This window comes from Rudanella paleaurantiibacter, assembly GCF_009184635.1.
Classification (GTDB): domain Bacteria; phylum Bacteroidota; class Bacteroidia; order Cytophagales; family Spirosomataceae; genus Rudanella; species Rudanella paleaurantiibacter.
In genome coordinates, this window is sequence record NZ_WELI01000002.1 from 677,982 (window position 1) to 698,792 (window position 20,811).

Annotated in this window: 14 protein-coding genes; all 14 read right to left on the reverse strand. The window is 55.1% G+C overall.

What is annotated here, in order from left to right; all coding sequences use genetic code 11:
- Positions 1-13: 13 nt before the first annotated feature.
- The 14 genes from F5984_RS07640 to F5984_RS07705 all read right to left on the reverse strand — a co-directional run bounded on the left by F5984_RS07640 (position 14) and on the right by F5984_RS07705 (position 20,623).
- The gene (locus F5984_RS07640) at positions 14-640 is read right to left on the reverse strand and encodes a hypothetical protein (RefSeq protein ID WP_152123651.1); all 627 of its coding nucleotides are present in this window, start codon (positions 638-640) and stop codon (positions 14-16) included.
- Between the two features lie 12 nt (positions 641-652).
- Complete coding sequence (locus F5984_RS07645; protein ID WP_152123652.1) at positions 653-3,121, reverse strand: TonB-dependent receptor domain-containing protein; 2,469 nt, start codon at positions 3,119-3,121, stop codon at positions 653-655.
- A gap of 131 nt (positions 3,122-3,252) precedes the next feature.
- The gene (locus tag F5984_RS07650; RefSeq protein WP_246168860.1) at positions 3,253-4,341 is read right to left on the reverse strand and encodes a M48 family metallopeptidase; all 1,089 of its coding nucleotides are present in this window, start codon (positions 4,339-4,341) and stop codon (positions 3,253-3,255) included.
- Positions 4,342-4,349: 8 nt separating this feature from the next.
- The gene (locus F5984_RS07655) at positions 4,350-5,306 is read right to left on the reverse strand and encodes a YjgN family protein (RefSeq protein WP_152123653.1); all 957 of its coding nucleotides are present in this window, start codon (positions 5,304-5,306) and stop codon (positions 4,350-4,352) included.
- Positions 5,307-5,533: 227 nt separating this feature from the next.
- Positions 5,534-6,871 (reverse strand): TldD/PmbA family protein, encoded by a 1,338-nt coding sequence (locus F5984_RS07660; protein ID WP_152123654.1) that lies wholly within the window; start codon positions 6,869-6,871, stop codon positions 5,534-5,536.
- A 196-nt stretch (positions 6,872-7,067) separates the two neighbouring features.
- Entirely contained in the window at positions 7,068-8,708 is a 1,641-nt protein-coding gene (locus F5984_RS07665) for a TldD/PmbA family protein (RefSeq protein ID WP_152123655.1), read from the reverse strand.
- Positions 8,709-8,816: 108 nt separating this feature from the next.
- A complete protein-coding gene (locus F5984_RS07670) occupies positions 8,817-9,227 on the reverse strand; it encodes a GxxExxY protein (RefSeq protein ID WP_152123656.1) in 411 nt (136 codons plus the stop codon).
- 70 nt (positions 9,228-9,297) lie between these two features.
- Positions 9,298-10,629, reverse strand: a complete 1,332-nt coding sequence (locus tag F5984_RS07675; protein ID WP_152123657.1) for a TldD/PmbA family protein — start codon at positions 10,627-10,629, stop codon at positions 9,298-9,300.
- A gap of 110 nt (positions 10,630-10,739) precedes the next feature.
- On the reverse strand, positions 10,740-12,383 hold the full coding sequence (locus F5984_RS07680; RefSeq protein WP_152123658.1) for a TldD/PmbA family protein: 1,644 nt from the start codon (positions 12,381-12,383) through the stop codon (positions 10,740-10,742).
- Between the two features lie 166 nt (positions 12,384-12,549).
- On the reverse strand, positions 12,550-13,158 hold the full coding sequence (locus F5984_RS07685; RefSeq protein ID WP_152123659.1) for a cytochrome c oxidase subunit 3: 609 nt from the start codon (positions 13,156-13,158) through the stop codon (positions 12,550-12,552).
- A 6-nt stretch (positions 13,159-13,164) separates the two neighbouring features.
- The gene (gene ispE, locus F5984_RS07690) at positions 13,165-13,995 is read right to left on the reverse strand and encodes a 4-(cytidine 5'-diphospho)-2-C-methyl-D-erythritol kinase (RefSeq protein ID WP_152123660.1); all 831 of its coding nucleotides are present in this window, start codon (positions 13,993-13,995) and stop codon (positions 13,165-13,167) included.
- Positions 13,996-14,421: 426 nt separating this feature from the next.
- Positions 14,422-16,980 carry an OmpA family protein gene (locus F5984_RS26970; RefSeq protein ID WP_152123661.1) on the reverse strand — a complete coding sequence of 853 codons (2,559 nt, stop codon included), beginning with the start codon at positions 16,978-16,980 and terminating at the stop codon, positions 14,422-14,424.
- A 111-nt stretch (positions 16,981-17,091) separates the two neighbouring features.
- On the reverse strand, positions 17,092-19,230 hold the full coding sequence (locus F5984_RS07700) for a gliding motility-associated C-terminal domain-containing protein (RefSeq protein ID WP_152123662.1): 2,139 nt from the start codon (positions 19,228-19,230) through the stop codon (positions 17,092-17,094).
- Positions 19,231-19,468: 238 nt separating this feature from the next.
- Positions 19,469-20,623: a CaiB/BaiF CoA transferase family protein gene (locus F5984_RS07705; protein ID WP_152123663.1), complete on the reverse strand. Its 1,155-nt coding sequence runs from the start codon at positions 20,621-20,623 to the stop codon at positions 19,469-19,471.
- Positions 20,624-20,811: the final 188 nt, after the last annotated feature.

A 20,811-nucleotide genomic window follows, 5' to 3' on the forward strand; every position in this document is an offset into this window, starting at 1 on the left:
TATACGACCGTGACTATTTCACATCAAATACCTGGCCGGCGTCTTCTTTTTCCACCGTCAGAAACGGCTTACCCGCGTCGATTCGCTTACCGCTCATAACGGTATTAACCTGCTCACTATCGGCCAGATACAAACGGGTACCCACCGGAAAGCTAAATGATTTGAAACCAATTAACGGGGGTAGTGTAAAAATTGTAGTACCGTTGCCAGTAGCCCCCGGCTCGTAGCTAATCAGGGCGATTTTGCGGGGTATTACGCTCGGGTTATGCAGCCGAAACGTAACGCGGTCTGCGTTCACCACCGACGGCCTGGGTTCGGTAGATCGACGCGATGTGGATGCCACATCGGTAAAGAGAGTTTTACCTTCGTCGGTCCGGGTCACTGTCAGAATCAGGTCCTGCTTTGCTTCGCCATCCTGACTAAAATACAGCCTGGAGCCAACCGGCCAATTACAGGGAATGGTCTCACGCCGACTCATGGTAAAGCCGTATTTAATCCCCGGCCCTTCCACCAGAAACATGCGGTGATAGCCCAGCGTGTTTTTAAGTAGGAAGGTGATGCGGGCGGGAGTGCCACTAGTACCCGATTGCGCTTTTGCCTCGGCACATAGCAGCAGGAAAACAAGGAGGTAAATTTTCATAGCAGATGTTACTTATAAATTTCCTTTGACTTTAATCCGGCCAGAGTCGGCACCCGTTTCGCGCTGACGGGCCGCTTTGATCTCGTTACGCCCGAACCGGTAGCTGAAGCGGATATTGACCCGGCGACTTTCCCACTTGCGGTCGATGTTAAACTGCGGACCGTACATTAACCCGGCCTGCCCCTCACCCGACTGCTGTGTGCCCGACCAACGCCAGCGCATCGTGTTCAGCGCGTCGTCGAGGCCGAAGGTTAGCTTACCCCGGTTACCCAGCACTTTTGTCTGCACACTCAGGTTGAGTGCCCCCAGGCCCCCAATCTGATAGACCGCCTGCCGGGTAGGCGCATTCCAGAAACCCGAAACCTGCATCGACCACTTGCTTGAGAGCGTAAACGACTGCTGCATATAGCCTTCAAAAGCAAACGCCCGCTCGTTGAAGGGTTCAGTGGGTGATAACTGGCCAACAAACCGGTTCCAGGTAGCCCCGGCGTAGCCATACATATTCCACCACGTTGTAAACTGGTAGGGTGTACTAACCGACACATTTAGCGCGTCAACATGGCCTACATTGGCCACCGTCTGATACGCAACAACGCCCTGCTGCTGAATCACATCCGTCGAGAAATCAGCCGTACGACTGTAGGCCAACTTAATGGTTGTGGCCCATTTGTATGTGTAGCTCAGTTCCACGTTATGCGTGTAATTGGGCCGCAGGTACGGGTTTCCACGCCCACTCGTGTACGGATCAACCGGGTACACAAATGGGTTCAGGTCCTGATAGTTGGGCCGCCCAATGCGCCGTCCGTACTTCATCGAAAGCTGACTATTGGGAGTGGCTGTATACTGCACAAAAGCCGTTGGAAACAGATTGAGATAAGCTGTATCAGGGCGGTCTATGCGCCGGTTTAGCAAATCAGTAGAGCGACCAATGGCGGTGGTGTGTTCGGCCCGGAGCCCACCCTGCACCGACCATTTCCCGACCGACCGACTGAGCGACGCATACCCCGCGCGCACAACCTCCCGGTATGTAAAGCGATTGGTACGGCTGGGGTCGGGTTGTTCGGCCGATGCGGCTCCGGTAAAGGCCAGGAGTTCATTGTTAGTAGCGACATCGGTATGTTTCAGGCCGGTTTCCAGTTTCACAGACGCACCAGCCGGACGGCGGCTCTTCCATTCTTTCACCAGATCGGCTTTCAACGCTACAACCGTAATATCGGTATGAGCATCGAAGCGGTTGCGCCGGGTGAACAACACCGGACGGTAGTCGGCTCCGGCGATAAAGTTGCTCGTCAGGGTATTGGGCGAGGTATTGGCAAAACGGGTCAGGTCGGCGTCCAGATTCAACTCCAGCCCGGTCGTGTCGGCGTAGCGGTAATTCAGAGCAGCCTGTATTCGGTTATTCTGTGCCGGGTTATCTACCCGGTTTACCACACTCGTATCTACCCGGTTAGCGGAAGGGTTGCCTATACCTGTGGCGGTGTACGTTCCGAACTGATTACTAATCGTATTTCCTGATACCAGCAGACCGAGTGTTTGGCGCGAATTCAGGAAATAATCGACGCCTGTTTTGTAGACCAGTCCGCGCGTCCCGTCCGAATCGTACCCCCGTTGCCGAAAGAGATTCCCTCCCGCCATTCGGTCGATACCCACATTCGTAATCTGGTAGTTGTCGCTCCCCGAGGCATTGCCAAACAGATTGATGCGTTTAGCGCGGTAGTTTAGGTCGAGGGACGCGTTGGCGCGATGATGATCGCTTTGCCCATACCCGCCCGACACGCTCCCGTTAAGGCCCATACTTTTGTCGCGCCGAAAGCGGATATTGATGATTACTGCCCCACCCTGCGCGTCGTACCGGGCCGAAGGGTTCGTCATTAACTCGACTTTGTCAATGGTAGCGGCCGACGTAGCCCGGAGCAAACTGGCCAGATCAGCCGCCGAGAGGTTGGTCGGTTTTCCGTCTATCAACACCAGAACTCCCTGCTTACTCGCCATGCGGATATTATCATTCGGGTCAATAGCCACGCCGGGAGCTTGTTGCAGCAACTCGTACGCAGTTTTGCCCTGCGCTACCGCATCAGCCGCCACGTTCAATACGGTTTTATCAACCAGCTGCTCAACGGGCAGTTGCCGCACCCGTACCTCAACTCCAGTCAGGGTTTGTACAGCTTCGCCCAGTTGAATTGGGCTTACTAACACCAGTTGGTTACCGGCTACCTGCACCACCGCACTCAGGGCGCTTTTCATTCCCACAAGCGAAGCCTGCACGTAGTACCGGCCAGCCGGTACGTTGGCAAACGTGTAGCCCCCGTTCTGATCAGCAATGTTTCCCCGCACGAGTGTTGAGTCGGTCAGGCGCAGTAGCTTGACCACCGCGTACGGGGCGGGCCGATTGGCTACATCGCGCACAGAGCCACGCAGCGTTTGGGCCTGAGCCAGTACAGTTAGGATAAGAAAAACGAGGATAAGCAGGAAACGAGCCATACATCAAGTGCCAGTGCCGGCGTTTTTGATTGATGGCTCAAAGGTGGCCGGTTAGCCCCCTTCCGTTCGACTCAGTAATAATTTGAGACGGCTCAGGTTATGATTTGAGCCGTTTAAATGGGGGCTTACTGTTAACGTACACTATTTTCCCGAATCTTTTGCCAGAGTGCTTGTAGCTCTGCATTGGGTATCACACGGGTTCGGGCCTTTTGAGCCAATGCCCGCGTGGCCGCTACCCGCTCGGCATTGTGTGGGTGCGAGCGTAACAACGTCGGAATTACCTCGCCCTCGGTAGGCAGTGCTTCCATGAGCCAAACGGCCCCCATCGGGTCGATTCCCTGCCGCGCCAGTTGCTCTACCGCAAAGGCATCGGCTTCAGCTTCGTGCTGACGCGAGTACGAGAGCGACACCAGATTGTCGGCATTATCGACAAGTACTGCCGTTATACCACTCACATCGCCAAACATGACCGATATAATGCTGTAGGCCGCTATACTGCGGATTAGCTGTTGCAACGAGTGGCGTTTTTCGACATGGGCGGCCTCGTGGGCAAGCAAAGCCGCCAACTGTTCGGGCCGGTTAAATTTTTTCAGAATCCCCGTAAACACCACCACATGCCCGCCGGGCACAGCAAAGGCATTAACCTCTTTGCTCTCGACAACGGCAACGCGGATTGGCAAGCGGGTTTTCACGCCCATTTCGCGCCAGAACCGTTCAACCTGCGCCGTTTTCGTTTTGTCGACCGAGAGCCCACCTGAGTTTTCAAGTTGCCGGTACAGCATATCGCCCAGAGCGACCTCCTGCTCGGCAGGTACCTGACGGGCCACCTGCAACGACAGGGCCGGAATCCCGTAGGCATACAGGAGCCACAGGAAAGCCACCGCTACTACGCCCACCAGCACCACACCCCGGAACCCCTTGCTCAGAACAAACTCGTACAAGCCCGGCCGCGCCGACTTGAGTAGCTGACGGGCAGGTATAAACCGGGCCTCATAATCGGCCGTTTCCACATCCAGATACTGATGCGGAAACGGCCCAAATTGCAGTCGCGTCTTTCCCGACGGGTTCCAGGTTGCCAGCCGGGCTTCCTGCAATGGCCACTCCGCCACCCGCTCCTGCCCGTCGGCATCGGTATAGCGAATCTCAATGGTGTAAGCCGAGAGGGTGTACTGAGCCGGATGTGGTCGGGAGACTTTCCCGTCGAAAAAAGTAGCGTTCACTAGTGTGTTTAGATTAAGCCAATGTCCATCATGTCGGCCAGGTCCTCGCCGGTTGCATCGCGGTATTCGAGTTCGGTCTGCACCAGCGAACCCGTATCCAGCCGTTCGTCGAGCAGGGTGTTGTCGAGTATTATTTGCAACGTACGCGCCGTAGCCCAGGCTGCCCCAAGCCCCAACGTCAACACAATCAACAGAATATTACCGATTACCAGACCGGCATACGAACCCACCGTCAGCGACGATTGAAATTGGTACGTTTTGCCTTCGTTTTCAATGGCGAGATTGTCGACAAAGTAAGCAAACAGATCACGGCCCCACCAGAACCCATAGATGCCGAGCGTCAGAATTGTCAGGAAATACCCTTTCAGGCAAAGCCAGAAATAATCGGCCCCATCGCCGGTGTAGTGCATCCGGGCCGAGCCAAACCGAATATGTCCAATGGTGTACCGGTTGATATTCTGCGTCATCCAGAAGCTATAAATGCCAAACGTGACCACCGTCAGCAGCCCTTGCAGAACATACATTTTGATTAGTTCGTTGCGGTCGCCCCGGTAGCCAAAGTGAATCCCCCGCCACGAACTACGCGACATCCGGTAGCGTAACGCCCCGTGTACGGCAATAGGCACCAGCGCCAGCACAAAGGCATAGATGATCACAAAACCCAGCACCTTGAGGCCCAGCGACGAAGCAAACGTGAGGGCAATGGCAGCCGTGTATACCACCACAATGACGGCTACCGCTTTCAGGAAACCCACGAAAATTTCTTTGCCCGTACCATGAAACTGAAACGGGCTGTTGTCTAACTGGGTATTGGCGTAGGTGTATCGGAGCACAGCCGCTTTGGCCCAGGGATAATACAGCCCGAGTGTGACCATACTCAGCAGCATGTTGAGGAGATAAATGCCGAACAAATCGGACCCGGTGCCTACAAAACGCAGGCGATTACGCAAGGCGTAAGACTCCATGATGATTTAAGGATTTAGGTTAAGAATACGTTAGGCCAGTAATCTAAGCAATAGATGGATATAAAAACAAGTATACTTTCTGTGACACACAAATAGGGCCTATGTATTGATTAAACGTATCGGTTTCAGGCGGTTTGTTTGGTCAGCGGGGCTGCTGGATATCCCAACAAAAAACCCGAACTGTACTTTACTACAGTTCGGGCTGGAATAGGTAACCGGGCCGGAGGTTACACGGCGTCGGACAAGCTGGAGAACGTAAATTCCCGAATTTTCATGGGCGGAATCAGATAATTTCCGTCCGACTCGGTGCTCACAACCCGTTCGGGCCGGCCGAGGGTTTCGAGGTTGTTGAGCATGATAACGGGGCTCTCGTTGAAGCGGAAGTTTTTCACGGCATGTTTGATTTTGCCGTTTTCGATGTAGAACGTTCCGTCGCGGGTGAGGCCCGTGTACAACAGCGTTTGGGGGTCAACTTCCCGGATGTACCACAGTTTAGTGACCAGAATACCGCGCTGTGTGCTCTTAATCATGTCTTCGAGTGAGGCCGTTCCACCCGCCATCATCACATTGTTTGGAAACGGCACCGGCTTTTTACCCTGTTTCTGTGCCCAGTAGCGCGAGTAGGCCATGTTTTTCACAATGCCTTTCTCAATCCAGTTGATGCGTTGCTGCGGCTGCCCGTCGCCCGCCCACGGAGAGGCTGGCAGTTCGGGATTAGTGGGGTCGGAATAAATGGTAACGCGCGGGTCAACGATTTTCTCGCCCAGCTTGGTTTTACCGCCGGGTTTGCTCAGAAAGCTACGCCCTTCGTCGGCCGAGCGGGCATCCATCGAGAAGAACAGCTGTTCCATGAGCACAGCGCCGGCCGTTGGTTCCAGAATCACGGTGTACTTACCCGGTTCGAGGGCCTGCGCACTGGCCGAAGCAGCCGCTTTCTGGGCCGCAATGCGAGTGGCAGCGGCTGTATCGAGCTTACTGGCGTCGGAGAAACCCTTGGCTACATAGCCCGAGCCTTTACCGTCGTCTGTGCGTACAGTGAGCGAAAAATTGATGTTGGTGCTGGGGTAGTACGCAAACAGGCCCTTCGAATTCATCATGGCCTGATAGCCGTTGACATCTTCCAGAAAACCGGCTGCGGTCAGGTTCTGTGTGCGTGTCAGCTCCAGGCTTTTAGCCACAGCTTCGGCCCGGTCTTCGGCGGTAAGCTTGGCCGTCGATTCAAAGTAGCCGTTGCTTTTGAGGTAGGTTTGCGGCCCCAGAATACCCACCCACTCGGGGTTTTCGGGCGCCAGCCGGGCCAGTTCCTCAGCCCGACGAACTACTTTTTCGAGCGAGGCATCATCAAACTCGTCGATGGTGGCGGTACCCACTTTTTTGCCAAACGCCGACTGCACCACCAGATTCTGGTTGGCTCGGGAGCCACTGGTCGACACGGCATTGCGGGCATAGCGAATGTTGCCCCGAATGTCGCCCGACAGGTTTACCTCACACTCATCAGCCTTCGAGTAGCTGAGTACTTTGGTCAGCAGAGCTTTGGCCTCCGCTTCGGTCAGTATGGTTGCCATATTTCTTGCGTTTTCAGGGTTCGGTTTACGGTTTTCAGGGAATCGGCTTAAGGATAAGCGCCTTGTTGCAATCTTGACAACGGGAAAAAACCAGACAGTTGATTTTCAGCCCAATACCTGTACGGTTCCTTCCGTCGTCAGTATGCCTGAAGCGAGCTTGCACTAGCCAACTGTAAACCAAAAACTGTAAACTCATTTAAATTTTCCGGGCCGTATTGATCACATTAACACCGTTGAACCGCGTTGTAGCGGACCCGTGCGACACCGCGCTGCTCTGGCTTGGTTGCCCCTTGCCGTCGAAGAAGCTACCCCCGAGCCGGTAATCGCGCTGATCGCAGATGGCGGCACACGAGTTCCAGAACTCCTGCGTGTTCGACTGGTAGGCCACGTCTTTGAGCATACCGGCAATCTGTCCGTCTTTGATTTCGTAGTACAGCTGCCCGCCAAACTGGAAGTTGTAGCGTTGCTGATCGATAGAGAACGAGCCGTCGCCGATGATGTAGATGCCTTTTTTGACATCCTTGATCATGTCCTGCACCGAAAGCGGTGTCTTGCCCGCTTCGAGCGACACGTTGGGCATCCGCTGAAACTGCACCGTACCCCACGAGTCGGCATAGCAGCAACCATGCGATTCTTTCTCGCCGATGATAGCCGCCTGATCCCGAATAGCCTGGTAGTTCACCAGTACGCCATCGCGAACGAGGTCCCACTTCTTGGTTTTCACGCCTTCATCGTCGTACCCGACGGCCCCAAGCGAACCCACCTGCTGCTTATCAGCCACGAAGTTGACCATCTTACTGCCGTACTGGAAGTTTTTCGACTGCCACTTATCGAGCGTTGCAAAGCTGGTACCGGCAAAGTTGGCTTCGTAGCCGAGTACGCGGTCGAGTTCGAGGGGGTGCCCCACCGACTCGTGAATGGTGAGCCACAGGTGGCTGGGGTCGAGTACGAGGTCGTACTTGCCCGCTTCTACCGACTTGGCAGTCAGTTTTTGCCGGGCCTGCTGAGCAGCCGCCGTTACGTCTTCGAGCATATCGTACCCTTTGTTGTAGCGGGTCGTGATGCCAGTTACTTTGTCGGCCGGGTTTGTTTGCAGGTACTCATAGCCCATGCCCACCGGGGCGCTCAGGGCGTTGCGGGTTTCAAACTTACCCGACTTGGCATCGATGCAGGTGACGTTGAAAATTGGCCAAATCCGGTGAATGTCCTGATCGGCGTAGGTACCGTCGGTGGTAGCAATGTATTTCTGCTCGTTCACCATAAACAGCACCGAGTTTACGTAGTTGGCCCCGTTTTTCATGGCTGCGGCATTAACGCCCAGCAGCAGGTCTACTTTTTCTTTGACCGGAACCTCAAACGCGTTTTTCTGGATGGGAGCCTTCCACGACACCTCACCGTAGCCGGGCTGTGGAGCCAGTTGTACGGGCTCCTTCAGCAACCGGGCGTTGGCCTTGGCAATGGCTACAGCCTGCTCGGCAGCGCGGGCCATATCGGCTTCGTTTTTGGCGTCGGCCGCAGCCGCAAACCCCCAGCACCCGTTGGCAATTACCCGAACCCCAACGCCGTAGCTTTCGGTGTTGACAATGTTCTGCACTTTGTCTTCGCGGGTAATCACAAACTGATTGAGGTAACGCCCGATGCGCACATCGGCATAGGTGGCCCCCTTCGACTTGGCCGCGTTGAGGGCCGCATCGGCCAGCCGCTTTTTGAGGGCTACATCGAGGCCCGGCTCCAGCAAGGCTTCCGGGGCTACGGATCGCCCCAGAGAGGGTAGGCTGGGCAGTACCAGACCGGCAGTGCCCATGCCGAGGAGTTGATTAAAGTGTCGGCGGTTCATAAAATGAGCGGGCCGGAGCCCTTATTTAGGTTGTTATGCAGAGATTCACGTTTAGGTTGTTATGCAGAGATTCACGTTTAGGTTGTTACGCAGAGATTCACGGAGTAATTAAGAGATTCGCAGAGGGGTGTGGGCGAAACGGCGGATACCTTCTTTTAGCATCTTCACGTGAAAATTAATAAGAAGACCCAGGGGGAATTCGCCCAGACGCAAATAGGTCAGAATTTGAGCCGTATGAACGTCAGTCAGGAATTCAACAGTCTTCAATTCAACCACGAGTTGCTTCTCAATCAGAAGATCCAGACGGTAGCCATGTTCTAATTTCACGTCTTTGTAAACAATTGGCAGGGCTTTTTCGCGCTCAACATACAATCCTGCCTGTTTCAACTCATAAGCCAGACATTCCTGATAAGCCGATTCTAACAAACCCGGCCCCAAAGCCCGATGAACTTCAATTGCCCTTCCAATCACTATGGATGACAATTCACCCTCTGCGAATCTCTTGTTTTCTCTGTGCATCTCTGCGTAATAACTTTTAGTAGCACTGCATATAGCTTTCTACTGCGCAACAGTCTCTATTAGCACCTCATTACACAGCGTCAGACAAGCTGGAGAACGTGAAGTCGCGGATTTTGAGCGGTGGAACCAGATTCCCCCCAATCCGTACCGGCCGGCCAATAGCTTCGAGGTTGTTGAGCATGATAACGGGGCTCTCGTTGAAGCGGAAGTTTTTCACCGGAAACTTAATCTGCCCGTTTTCAATATAGAACGTTCCGTCGCGGGTGAGACCCGTGTACAGCAGCGTTTGCGGATCAACCGGCCGGATGTACCACAGACGCGTGACCAGAATCCCCTTCTCAGTGCTCTTAATCATGTCAGCCAGCGATTGGGTGCCGCCTTCCATAATGAAGTTGCCGCCCGGCGGAATAGCCGCCACACCTTTTTTCTCGGCCCAATACCGCGAATACGACATATTTTTGACCACCCCTTTTTCAATCCAGGTGACGCGCTCCAGCGGACGACCATCACCCGAAAAAGCCGATGTAGGCACTTCGGAATTCATAGGGTCCGAGTAAATCGTGACGCGCTCATCAAAAAGCTTTTCGCCCAGACGAGTGCCGCCCCCTTTTTTGCTCAGGAACGAACGCCCCTCGTCGGCCGAACGGGCATCCATTGAGCGAACCAGCGCGGCCATCAGCGAAGCATCGGTGTTCGACACCAGGGCCGCCGGTTCCATAATCACGGTGTACTTGCCCGGCTCCAGCGCCCGCGCACTCACCGAGGCCATGGCTTTCTGCATGGCAATTTCGGTAGCCTCGCGGGTGCTCAGTTTTGAAACATCGGTCACGTCGCGGGTGGCGTAACCTGAGCCCAGACCATCGGCCGTGCGGACGGTAATCGAAAACTCGGCCGATGTCTGCTGATTATACGCCCACAAACCTTTGCTGTTGGCAAGGGCAAAAAACCCGGTCGAATCTTCGAGGTAACCGGCTGCGGTCAGGTTTTTCTTGCGGCAGGGGTCCAGGCTATCGAAAGCTGCCTGCGCCCGGTAAGCCGGATCAATCTTGGCAGTCGTTTCGGCGTAGGGCTTCGTGTTCAAATACTTCTGAGGGCCCAGCATTGGCACGTACTCCGGGTTTTCGGGCGCCAGCCGGGCAATCTCTTCGGCCCGCCGAACCGTACGGGCAAGCGAGTCGTCGTCTAATTCGTTGATGGTTGCCGTACCGCTGCGTTTTCCGAAAACGGAGGTAACCGCTAGCGACAGGTTATTGCTTTCGCCACTCGTTGATACCGAGTTGCGGGCGTAGCGGATGTTGCCCGTGCGCCCACCCGAGATGGTGACGCTTGTTTCGTCGGCCTTGGCAAAGCTCAACACTTTATCGGCAATCCGCTTGGCTTCTTCTTTACTTAAAATAGCCATGTTTATGTACAGGTTTTTCGGTGTTTGGCCAACAGGGCATGTGCAACCGGGAGCTACGTTCCTTCGGCAGGAAGAGCCGGTCGGTCTGAGGCCCTGCGCCCCAAAACACGTTAGATTTTCCGTCTGGTATTAATCACATTGACCCCATTGAAGCGCGTGGTTGGGCTACCGTGCGATACGGCGCTCACCTGCGAGGGCTGACCTTTGCCATCGAAAAACGACCCAAACGTGCGGTAGTCGTCTTTGTCGCAAAGTTGGGCGCACGAGTTCCAGAACTCCAGGGTGTTGGCCTGATACGCCACGTCGTCGAGCATACCCACGATCTGACCGTTTTTGATCTCGTAAAACAGCTGCCCGCCAAACTGGAAGTTGTAGCGTTGCTGATCGATGGAAAACGAGCCCCGGCCAATGATGTAAATTCCCTTGTCAACGCCCTTGATCATGTCCTGTACCGAACGCTTTTCGGCGCTGGGCTTGAGCGATACGTTGGGCATCCGCTGGAATTGTACCGAATCCCAGTTGTCGGCGTAGCAGCAACCGTGCGATTCTTTCTCGCCAATGATAGCTACCTGATCCCGAATAGCCTGGTAGTTGACCAGAATACCGTCTTTGATCAGATTCCACTCTTTGGCCGGCACACCCTCGTCGTCGTATCCAACGGCTCCGAGCGAACCCACCTGGGTTTTGTCGGCCACGATATTAACAATGGGGCTACCGTATTTGAAGTTTTTCGATTGCCACTTATCGAGTGTGGCAAAGCTGGTACCGGCATAGTTGGCTTCGTAGCCGAGCACGCGGTCGAGCTCAAGGGGGTGCCCCACCGACTCGTGAATGGTCAGGCCAAGGTGGTTGGGGTCGAGTACGAGGTCGTACTTACCCGCTTCTACCGACTTGGCGGTCATCTTCTCCTTCGCCTGCTTGGCTGCCAGGGTAGCGTCTTCGACCATGTCGTATGAGTTCCGGTAGCCAACCAGCCCGTTGGGGCCGGGGATTTTTTCGGAAGCCAGCCCGTCGAGGTACTCGTAGCCCATGCCCATAGGTGAGCTGAGGGCATCGCGGGTTTTGAACTTACCAGCCGCCCGGTCAACGGCCGTTACGGTAAACGTAGGCCAGATTCGGTGTACGTCCTGATCGATGTACGAGCCATCGGTGGAGGCAAAGTACTTCTGCTCGTTGATGAAGAATAGGTTGGAGGTCACAAAAGCCGCGCCGTTGTCGAGGGCCGCATTGTTGACTTTCATCAGGAGGTCAACCTTTTGCTGCACCGGAATCTCAAACGCGTTTTTGGTCAGGGGCGTTTTCCAGGTCACCTCGCCTACCCCTTTTTGCGGGGCCAGTTGCACCGGCTCATTCTGAATTTTTGAGTTGGCCTTGGCAATGGCTACGGCGGTTTCGGCGCACTTGGCAATACCGTCGGGGGTGACGTCGGAGGTGGCCGAGAATCCCCAGGTTCCGTTGGCAATTACTCGAATACCTACGCCATAGCTCTCTGCATTAGTGATGGTCTGCACCTGCTTTTCGCGGGTAAACAGAAACTGCTGGAGATAACGCCCGATGCGCACATCGGTGTACGTAGCGCCCCGGCTCCGGGCTGCGTTGAGGGCAATATCGGCCATGCGTTTTTTGATGGCCACATCGACTCCGGGTTCGAGCAAGCGTTCGAGGGGTACGGCATTTCCGACAATCGGAACGGACGCGCCCATGAGTGCTCCTACGCCCAGCCCCGCCTGTTGAATGAAGTTTCTTCGATTCATGCAGTCAGTAAAAATAGTTGCATTAATGGTTGAAGTACTGACTGGCAATATCGCGAAAAACAGAACGCAAAGGGGCCAATAATGATGAACGGCAAATTTTATATGGCTATACCGCACAAAAAAGCCGAACCCTAAGGCTCGGCTTCTCTCGGAAACAGGCGCTTACTCAGGCCATAAGGTTCCAGTTGAGGCTGTGATGTAGCAGCAGAAACAAAAACAGCGCTACCCACAGGATATCCACAAAGTGCCAGTACAACGAAATGAGCTTGAGCTTAAGCTGATTAGGTGGGTTTACGCTGTACACAAACGAGTCGACGTATTGCCGACGACGCATGGCTTCGAGCAACGCAATCACCAGAAAAATAAGGCCGATCAGAATGTGAAGCAGGTGCAGGCCCGACAAGATATACACGAAGCCCCCGGCCGGATTGCCCTCCAGCCCGACGCCCGCTACCACCATTTGCCGCCAGCCCCAACCCTGCAACAGTATAAACAGCGTACCCAGCACCAGGGTCATACCCATATTGGTCCGGTACAGGGCAAATCGCTCGGTCTGAAACGCCCGATTGGCGTTGTGCAGGGTGAAACTGCTGAGCAGAATCACCACAGTGCTAATCAGGAATACATTGGGTAACCGAACCTCAGCCCAACCGGGCCCGGTGCTTCGGATGATGTAGGTGGCCAGCAGAATAGTGAAGAGCAACACGCTACCCCCAATGCCGAGCCAAACCATGAAACGGAACGGCTCCCGCCGTTTGGTAAAGACATTACTCATGTAAACTTAGAGTTTCCCCTGCCAGGTTGTATAACGTTCAAATACGGCCAGGCCGTTCGGCTCGGCCCCAAAAATCCCGTAAACTGTAGAGCCTGAGCCCGTCATAGCGGCATACACAGCCCCTAACTCGTACATCTGGGCTTTGAGCTCACCCAAAACAGGATACCGGGGGAACAGGCTATCTTCAAAATCGTTGTGGACCGTGTGCCGCCACTCGCTCAGGGGCGCTTCGAGCCGGGTACGCAGGGGCACATCGGGCTGCTGAGGGCGCACACCCGCGTAGGCTTCGGCCGTTGAAATAGCCAGATTCGGATACACCAGCACAATGTGATACCCCGTCAGGTCAACGGCAAGCGACTCAAACACATCCCCTTTCTCGACGCAGTACATGGGTCGGTTCTGGATAAAAAACGCGCAGTCGGCACCGAGCGGGCGGGCGTATTCCTCCAGCTGCGCCAGGCTCAGCCCCAGCCTAAACATACCATTAAGGTGCTTGAGGGTAAGGGCAGCATCGGCCGAACCACCACCGAGCCCGGCCCCAATGGGCACAATTTTGTGCAGGTGCATTTTCACAGGCGGCAGGTCAAAATCGGCCCGGAGGGCTTCGTAGGCCCGCACACAAAGGTTATTAGAAGCCGAGGGATTACCCGGAATCGGTATACCGGTAGCGGTGAATTGAACCGGCGCAGGAGCCTCCCCGGCTGATAAGGGAATGATTTCCAGCACGTCGGACCAAGCCACCGGGTAGAAACAGGATTGGAGATTATGGTAGCCGTCGGGTCGGCGTTGGGTAATCTGAAGACCGATATTGATTTTGCAGTTGGGAAAACCGAGCATGATGCAAAAATAAAGCACCGGACGTTAGCAGCTGACCTTTAGGCACTACTCATTTCAGAGTGCCCGGCCTGAAACATCATCGGGTACTTTATGTAATACGGTTAAACCCGTTTATGGTTTTTCGTTTTTGGTTTTTCGTTATGTCAACCTTTCGCAATCCACTCATTGCGATGAAGGGCAGACACGTTCAAGTGAATGAACAATATGTGAATGAGCAATGTAAAACGTATTTCAGTACTGGACAAAATGTACAATCGAGCGGTGCTCGATTGGGCCGATAGGCCAATTTTAGCCTTACGGCTGGGCGAAGCATCGCTTCACTGTACAAATGTCCAGTACTGAGAAAATGCATAATGAATAATCGCGTTACCTGCTGCAATCAGCCATTTAATTATTCATTCTACATTATTCACTATACATTCATTTCTACTTGATTGCCAACACCTTAAACTCGGTCCGGCGATTACGCTGATGTTCATCATCGGTACAGATAACACCGTCCGTACAGTTGTTCAGCAGCATCGACTCGCCGTAGCCACGCGCCGTAATGCGTTTGCGGCTAATGCCCTTGGAAACCAAATAATCGGCCACCGAACGCGCCCGGCGTGTGGATAGCTCCCGGTTGTAGCCCGCATCGCCCTTGCTGTCGGTATGCGAACGAACTTCAATCACGAGCGACGGGTACCGGCGCATAGTCGACACCAGCTTATCGAGTTCGCGGGCCGCATCCGAACGAATCGTCGACTTGTCCAGATCGTAGTAAATATTGTCGAGCGTGACCACATCGCCCACGCTGAACATACGCACATCGGCCTCAACCTGTTTCGGTTTCGACTTCTTGGGTAGCTTCTTGATTTTCTTCGTGCTGGTGCCGTAGGTTGGCTTGCGGGTAACAAGGGTATAATCGCAGCCTTCGGTCAGGTCGAAAACATACACCCCATCGGGGCCCGTCACAACCGACTGTACACTTTTGTCACACTCGTTTCGGAGGGTTACCGTTACACCTTCGATAGGTCGCTGATCGCGCTCAGTAGCCACTATGCCCCGAATGCGCGAGCGGGTCAGGTTAGCCATGTCAGCAGCCGAGCCCGGTACCGCCGTGTACACCGTGTCGATCATGAGGGTGGGTTTACTCAGGCCGATTTCCAATCGGCTTGGCTGGTCATCGGTGAGGCCTTGTGTTGAGAAACCCACGGTACTGCTCACATACCCATCGCGCGACGATACAAACCGAAACTCGCTATCGCCCTGCAGACAAAGCCGGACGAGCCCGTTTTTGTCAGTGATCAGCTGCTGGTCTTCGCCCCCTTCGGTGCGGCCCACCACATCGACCTGCACACTGTCGAGCGGCTGATCGGTGTCGGCATCGTAAAGCCGGATGGTGAGGTCGCGGCAGGCGTAGAGCGAGCTTTGCCGCACAAACCGCATAATATCGTCGCTACCGTTACGCCGGTTGGTACTGAAATAGCCCGACTGCCGGTTGGCGTCGGTAATGAGACCAAAATCGTCCTGTGGTGAGTTGATAGGCGCGTCGAGATGTTCAACAGTTTGGGGAGCCGTGCCAGCCATCGTAGCCATGAAAATATCGAGCCCTCCCAGTCCGCGTTTACCGTCAGATGCGAAGTAAAGATTACCAGCCTCATCAACAAACGGAAACAGCTCATTTCCTTTTGAATTAACCGTAGTCCCCAGGTTTACGGGTTTCGACCAACGTCCGTTCTGGTACTGGGTGACGTAAATATCGCTACCGCCTTGGCCACCGGGCATGTCGGAGGCAAAATAAAGCGTGCGGCCATCACGGGTGAGCGTAGGGTGTCCTACCGAATACTCGTCGCTATTAAACGGCATTTCTTCGACGTTGACCCAAGCTCCGTTTTGCTGTTCGGCCGTGTAGAGCTTCAGTTTATTTACACCCTCTGCACTTTTGCGGGCCTTCCCGTCATTGTAGTTGTTGCGGGTAAAAATAATCCGCGAGCCATCGGCGTAAAATGTAGCCGGCCCCTCATGGTAGCGCGTATTGAGCGATTTGCTGAACTGCTGAGCCGCACTGACCGGGCGGGCGTCGTAACCCAGCCCTTCCGACGCCCGAATACCCCCCGAAAAGCTTGGCACCGTTTTCGAATCGTTGGAGGTTGGCCGGGTGTAGGCATCTTCACCCACCCGATTCCGACGCCGATTACGCGGATTATCGGCCTTAACCTCCGAGCCATCAGGGCCGATGATGGTCGACGCCAGAATATCATTCCGATTCGGAATATATAGGAGGTCGAGATAGCCCGAACCGCCCCCGCTCCCGGCTGTTTCGATAGCCGAGCCGCCTTTGCTACCAGCCACGTACACCAGCCCGTTGCGGTAATACATCGGGCTAAATTCTTCGTTTTTGGTGTTTAGTTCGAGACTTTCGAGCCGATATTGCACCGGCTGACTACTCCGCGAGCGTTGCCCGGCCTCAGTAGTCACTTCGGCCGCCCGGCGCGCTTTCTGCGCATCAAGCAACTGGTTGTATTCCTCGTAAAACCCTTCTGCTTCTTTAAACTTACCATTGGCGGCCAGCGTCTGCGCCAACTGCAACACCGGCTGCGGCCGACGTTCGGTAGCGGGTACTCTGGCGAGCCAGTCGCGGTAGTATTTTTCGGCCTTCGTGTTATCGCCTACCAACCGGTACGCATTGGCGAGGCCAACCGTAGCGGCCGTACGCTGAGGTGCGTTCAAGGGGCCCTCCGTATCGGCCAGCAACTGCGTGTAGATGTCGATGGCCCGGCCATACGCCTTCCAGCTAACCATGCGGTCGGCCTGCCGCAACAGTGAATCGGGCGTTACAAGAGGCACTTTGGGGGGCACTGCTTTGGGGGCAGTAGCCGTCACGGGCGGACGACGCCCGGCGTTCTTTTTTGTGCGCGGACCGTTGGTCGGGGTTTCGGCCCACACCATCGCCACCCACAAAAAGGTTGCCAGCACGCTCAGAAATGTCCTATAGCGAGTCATTGGTTCGCTTGGGTTAACGTTATTGAGCCAGAGGCTCGATTTCAATACGCAAAAGAACTACCTAAAGTATTCTATTTCGATAGGGTTATCTCCTTATTATCAAAAAATGACCTACCGACTCAGCGTGAGGAAGCGGGTGTACTCCCGGCCATCGCTCAACCGAATGGTGTAGAAGTAAGTCCCCTCGGGCAAACCTTGCCCTTTGGCACCTATTCCTCCCTGATTCGAGGTGCCGGTCCAGTCGTTGCGGTAGTTATCACTCGCATATACCAGACTCCCCCAACGATTATACACTTTCAGCTGAACCGTTGTATTAGTTGGGACTCGACTAACCACAAACTGGTCATTGATACCATCGCCATTCGGCGAAAAACCTTCGGGGATAAACACCGTTCCCTCTGGCGACAATGACTGGAGGGTAATCACCGTCGGCTCGTCGTTATCGGCCGGGTTACCGTTGCTGTCGGGGTCAGGGTTATCACCGTTGGTTGATAGGTCGCGGCACACCATTCCGTTTTTGTCAACGGCCTGTACCTGTGCCTGATTACTGAAGGTGAGCGTACGGGCCTCGCCTACGTTGAGCCGCACGCGTAACCGCACACCCAGCACCCCGCCTGTCGGCAAGGTTTGACCACGAGCCAGTAAGTTGGTGTAAGGCGCAACACCGGTGTATGCCGGATCGACCCTAAATCCGTTAAACTCGTTGACCACAACGGCCTTAATCTTAGCCCCCGACGCCGTAAACGCTTCGGCCAGATCGTCGGTCACCTGAAGGTTGCTCAGGTCGTGTTGCCCCCCGTTTTTTACCGTCATGTGGTACGTCAGTTCCACTTCGCCATTTTCGAGCCAAACCGGTTCAAACACCTTTTTGCTCAGGCCCACCACTTCGCGCAGCGCATTGTCGATGCGCGGCACGGCAACGGTCAGGCTGGCCACCGCACCCACACACGGACCGCTCCCATCGGGGTCGGGCGTGGTGAGGGCAAACACAACCGACCCGCGCTGCCGGTCGGCTTCGGAAAACAGATAGCGGCTCGGTACCCGTTTGGGGTCGGTCAGCAGACCCGTTCCGGTGGTGCTCCAGGTTAGTTCGTCAACATCGCCCCCGATTCGGGCCTGCAACACAACCGATTGGCGCTCGGCATTGAGCGAATCGGTCCAGGCCACTACGCGGGGCGGATTGCTGATACAGGGCGCAATACCATCCTGACAGGGGGTTCGTTCGGCCTGAATCAGCACGGCTCCACTCAAACAGCCGTCGTTTGTTTTTAAATACAGGAAGTACGACCCCGGCCCGGCTGCCATCGGCGATTTCACATCAGGGCCATTGGGGTCCTGCGTGTACCGGAATAGCCATTGCCCAGCTGGGTTAGCCAGAGGGTCGGCCGGAATGGCCTGCGTCAGGTCGATGGTTTGAAACGGGCACCGGTTCGTAAAGGTCTGCTGTTTCATAACCGGTGTAAACTGAGCCGGCAACACCCGAACCGTTACGGCTTCGGAGCTATCGCTACGCGCACTTCCGACCTGACAAACAGCCCGGTATGTTTGGGTGGTATTCAGATTACTGGCAATGGTAGCTCCCGACATGCCGTTCGACCAGCGTACTACCCCCAGGCAGTTACTGGCCGTAAGCGTGGTAGTAGTGCCAAAGCAAACAGCCGATTTAGCCGCTGTCACAACCGGCCTGGTAGGCGTAGCCACCAGCAACTGAACCGGTACAGAACCCACACTGGGGCAACCATTCACAGTACAGATAGCCCCGCTAAACGTAGTCGTTTCGTCGACCCGGAGGGTCGTGGTAAGCCCGGTAGTACCATTAGGCCAGCTCACGGTGCCGGAGCAGCCGCTCGCGGTCAGCGTGACCTGATCGCCCGCCGATACAGGTGAGGCCGAGGGCGTTACCACCGGCGGACGGGGTGTATTAACCCGAATCGTGACCACATCGGCAAAACAGCTCAGGCAACCCTGCGCCGACCGGCAAAGTGCCGTGTAACGGGTATTCTGTACGGGCTGAACCGTAATCTGCGCGCCCGTTTCACCGGTACTCCAGATGGTAGTACCGGTGCAGCCTGTAGCCGAAAGTACGGCCGACTCACCCCGGCAAATATCCATTCGGTCGCTTTTCAGAACGGGGGCTGCCGGTGTTATACAGGCATCTGCCGTTTGGCCGATGGCACTTGTGGCCAACCGCCCAATCAGGAACGCTGTAAACAACCAGCCTGTCGTGTGTTGACGTAAAGTTGATACCATGCAACGCGGATAATTTTTTCGTCTGCTGTTTTTACTCAAAAACAGCGTTATCCACCTGCATTCAGTCGAATATCATGCCAAGGCCTTTATGGGCCTATTTGCGCTTATTCTGGCTTATTTTTTTACAGTGTGGCCTATCTGTTTATGCTCCCTGCAAAACCGCCGGGGCTGAACATAAATCATGCCACATTTAATTAACATTATTTCATCTATAAGCTCCTTTGTTACTTAATCGCATTTAAATATCATGACTGTCATCTTCGCCCAACTGAGGGGCAGGCCATGCGGGCCGGGCCGGGGTCCCCGAAAACTTAAGCGGTACTCCAATTGACGGTACAGAGCCCGCTACAGGGTGGTGTTCGGTCAGAATCATGTTCCGGGCCGTCAGGTGTGGGTCGGCCGACAGATCGGCGAGGTCGTGCACCGGGGTAATGAGCAGGTCATGTTCGGTTCCAAACTGAACCCACTCGGCCTGGGTCCGCTCCAGAAACAGGCTTTGAAGCTGGGTTTTATAGGCCGCCAGTTCATCGGGAGTTTGCGGGAGCATAAAACCCATCCAGTCGGGCTTACCGATCAGGTTGCAGAACTTGAGCCAGAATTTAGGCTCCAAAGCCCCCAACACCACATAGCGGGCCCGGCCGTCGGGTTCGGGCTTTGTCGGGTACACACCGTAATTGGGCAAACCGCCCGACAGGGGCATCTGACCACGCTGCGGGTTCATGCCACCCGCAAACAGACTATACGCTACCGACAAGAGCGGCATGACGGCATCAGTCATCGAGACATCAACGTGCTGCCCCTCGCCGGTACGCTCGCGGGCGTACACGGCCGCCAGCGTACCCATCACACAACCGTACGAGCCCCCGGCAATATCGGCCAGTTGCACACCCGGCAGGGCGGGCGCGTCGGCAGGGTTGCCGGTGAGCCCCAGTACCCCCGATATTCCGAGGTAGTTAAGGTCGTGTCCGGCCAAATGCGCATAGGGCCCTGTTTGGCCATACCCCGTAACCGATACGTAGATGATCCGGGGATTGCGGGCGCGGGCCGTTTCGTACCCCAACCCCAGCCTATCGAGGTAGCCAGGCCGAAACTGCTCGACCACCACATCGGCCGTTGCCACCAGGTCCATAAACGCAGCCTGACCGTCGGGAGTCTGGTAATCAATCAGTACACTTTTTTTGGAACGGTTGTACATCAGGTAGTTGACCGATTCGCCCTCGATATGGGGCGGAAACATCCGTACGTAATCAGGGCTGTTGGGGTTCTCCACCCGAATCACCTCGGCTCCCATATCGGCCATGAGCATAGTACCCAGCGGGCCAGGCAGCAAGCGGGTGAGATCGAGAATACGGAGGCCCATGAGCGGGCCAGTGGTGGGTTTACGATCGGTCATGCGATTGAAAATTGGGTACGGCGTAGCCTATTCACAAAGATGACAAAAGTTTATCGGCTCTGGTCGTGCAGACAAGCCAAATCGGGTGCAGTCCCGTTGAGTCGATCAACCGGGCAGTGTGGAATTTGGCAGTTGTGTGCATCTACTGGTTGAGTGCGTACATTTACCCCGCATCCGGTTGTGCTGTA

What these genes read in the sequence shown, in the direction of transcription:
- F5984_RS07665 (WP_152123655.1), bottom strand. Translation starts at nt 8,708, where the DNA reads ATGAACCGCCGACACTTTAATCAACTCCTCGGCATGGGCACTGCCGGT.
- F5984_RS07670 (WP_152123656.1), bottom strand. Translation starts at nt 9,227, where the DNA reads ATGCACAGAGAAAACAAGAGATTCGCAGAGGGTGAATTGTCATCCATA.
- F5984_RS07655 (WP_152123653.1), bottom strand. Translation starts at nt 5,306, where the DNA reads ATGGAGTCTTACGCCTTGCGTAATCGCCTGCGTTTTGTAGGCACCGGG.
- F5984_RS07675 (WP_152123657.1), bottom strand. Translation starts at nt 10,629, where the DNA reads ATGGCTATTTTAAGTAAAGAAGAAGCCAAGCGGATTGCCGATAAAGTG.
- F5984_RS07660 (WP_152123654.1), bottom strand. Translation starts at nt 6,871, where the DNA reads ATGGCAACCATACTGACCGAAGCGGAGGCCAAAGCTCTGCTGACCAAA.
- F5984_RS07685 (WP_152123659.1), bottom strand. Translation starts at nt 13,158, where the DNA reads ATGAGTAATGTCTTTACCAAACGGCGGGAGCCGTTCCGTTTCATGGTT.
- F5984_RS26970 (WP_152123661.1), bottom strand. Translation starts at nt 16,980, where the DNA reads ATGACTCGCTATAGGACATTTCTGAGCGTGCTGGCAACCTTTTTGTGG.
- F5984_RS07680 (WP_152123658.1), bottom strand. Translation starts at nt 12,383, where the DNA reads ATGAATCGAAGAAACTTCATTCAACAGGCGGGGCTGGGCGTAGGAGCA.
- F5984_RS07645 (WP_152123652.1), bottom strand. Translation starts at nt 3,121, where the DNA reads ATGGCTCGTTTCCTGCTTATCCTCGTTTTTCTTATCCTAACTGTACTG.
- ispE (WP_152123660.1), bottom strand. Translation starts at nt 13,995, where the DNA reads ATGCTCGGTTTTCCCAACTGCAAAATCAATATCGGTCTTCAGATTACC.
- F5984_RS07640 (WP_152123651.1), bottom strand. Translation starts at nt 640, where the DNA reads ATGAAAATTTACCTCCTTGTTTTCCTGCTGCTATGTGCCGAGGCAAAA.
- F5984_RS07705 (WP_152123663.1), bottom strand. Translation starts at nt 20,623, where the DNA reads ATGACCGATCGTAAACCCACCACTGGCCCGCTCATGGGCCTCCGTATT.
- F5984_RS07700 (WP_152123662.1), bottom strand. Translation starts at nt 19,230, where the DNA reads ATGGTATCAACTTTACGTCAACACACGACAGGCTGGTTGTTTACAGCG.